This window comes from Leisingera sp. F5, from assembly GCF_001593695.1.
Genome location: NZ_LUKH01000760.1, coordinates 1 through 1,722, shown reverse-complemented (window position 1 = coordinate 1,722; position 1,722 = coordinate 1). Strand labels below are relative to the sequence as shown.

The window sequence follows — 1,722 nt, the reverse complement described above, 5'->3', positions numbered from 1 at the left end:
GTTCCGCCGCTGGCGGCAGGATGCCAAGCGCCGCCGATGAGGCACAGCGCGGGATCGAACCAGAGAGGGGAGGCGTCAGTCATCATGGGCTCCTGCAACGTCGAATGTGTAGCTTTTGATCTGATGTCCGGTGAAGGGCGCGCCCTCGCGCAAGTCCCGGAGGCCGGGCAGAAAGCTGAGACATGTGCCCCAGAACGCCACTGCCTCGCGTGAGGATTTGGACAATCCCATGCGCCAGCGCCCCGGAAACTCCTGCAGGATAAGGCAGGCAGCTTCCTGGCCCCAGCCCCGGCGGCGGTGCTGCGGCAGAATGCAGAACTCCGACAGTTCGCGGCGGTCATCGGTCAGGTTCAGCACAATGGCAAAACCAATTCGCTGGGCACCGTTTCTAATCCAGAAAGCCGTCACATCCTTGCGGTGCAGCATCTGGCCTGCACGCTCCGTAGGATCGATCGCCGCGTGCGGCGCCGTTTCCGCAAAATAGGGTGCCAGCGCAGCGGCCAGCAAGGCCCGCTCTCGCGGCATAATCAACGCCAGCGACAGGGTCATGCTGCGCCCAGGTCCAGATCCGGCAGCACCGGCGCCGCGGCAATCAGCTGCTGCGTGTAAGGGTGCTGGGGATTGCTGAACACGGCTTCGGTTTCGCCCTGCTCGACGATCTCGCCGTGTCGCATCACCAGGCAGCGGTCGGTGATCGTGCGCACAACACTCAGATCGTGGCTGATGAACAGATAGGTGAGGGCATAGGCCGCACACAGTTCTGCCAGCAGGTCGAGGATACGGGCCCGGACAGAGACATCCAGCGCCGAGACCGCTTCGTCAAAGATGATCAGCTCGGGCCGGGTGATCAGGGCGCGGGCGATGGCGATGCGCTGGCGTTGGCCGCCGGAGAACTGGTGGATGTACTTCTGTGCGTCGTCAGGCGACAGGCCCACGGCGGTGAGGGTTTCGGCAATCAGATCCCTGTGCGCCGCACCGGTTGGCGGATCAGGCAGCGTATGGAAGGGTTCGGTGACCAGCCGCTCAACCTTATGGCGCGGATTGAAGCTGCCGTAGGGGTCCTGGAACACAACCTGGACTTTGCGCCGACTCGCAGGTTTGAGGTGAGTCGTCACAGGCTGACCGTCCAGGCGAATCTCGCCGCCTTGCAGCGGCTCCAACCCAAGAATCGCCCGTGTCAGGGTCGATTTTCCGCAGCCCGACTCTCCCACCAGCCCCAGCCTTTCTCCACGGTTCAGGGTGAAAGAGACATCGTTCACTGCGCGGAAGGTGCCGGGTTTGGAGAATAGCGATTCGCGTGGTGTCCTGTAGTCGCGCACCGCATTCCTGACTTCCAGAAGCGGCGCCGTTGCAGGCTGCTGGGGCAGTGCCACCTGATGGTTCGAGGCTTCAAACAGCATCCGCGTGTAGGGGTGGCGCATGTTGCGCAGCAGCCAGACGGTGTGGCCGGATTCCACCACACTGCCGTTCCGCATGACGAGGATGCGGTCAGCCAGGTCCGCCACCACCGCCAGGTCATGGGTGATGATCAGCAACCCCATGCCATAGTCCTGCACCAGATCCCTCAGCAGCTCCAGAATCTGCGCCTGGGTGGTTACGTCCAGCGCGGTTGTCGGCTCATCCGCGATCAGCAGCTTGGGGCGCAGGGCAATCGCCATGGCGATCACCACTCGCTGGCGCTGGCCGCCTGACAGCTCATGCGGATAGCGGGACAGCGGGAAA

The 1,722-nt window shown here is 63.5% G+C and carries 2 protein-coding genes; both read right to left on the bottom strand.

Features of this window, described 5'->3' with window-relative positions; all coding sequences use genetic code 11:
* Positions 1-75: 75 nt before the first annotated feature.
* On the bottom strand, positions 76-549 hold the full coding sequence (locus A2I95_RS35645; protein ID WP_027256755.1) for a GNAT family N-acetyltransferase: 474 nt from the start codon (positions 547-549) through the stop codon (positions 76-78).
* Positions 546-1,722 (bottom strand): ABC transporter ATP-binding protein (locus tag A2I95_RS35640; protein WP_291737271.1); only part of this gene is annotated, 1,177 nt, incomplete at its 5' end. The genes A2I95_RS35645 and A2I95_RS35640, both read right to left, overlap by 4 nt.

Excerpts from the sequence above, each read along its gene's own strand:
- A2I95_RS35645 (WP_027256755.1), bottom strand. The coding sequence starts at position 549 with ATGACCCTGTCGCTGGCGTTGATTATGCCGCGAGAGCGGGCCTTGCTG.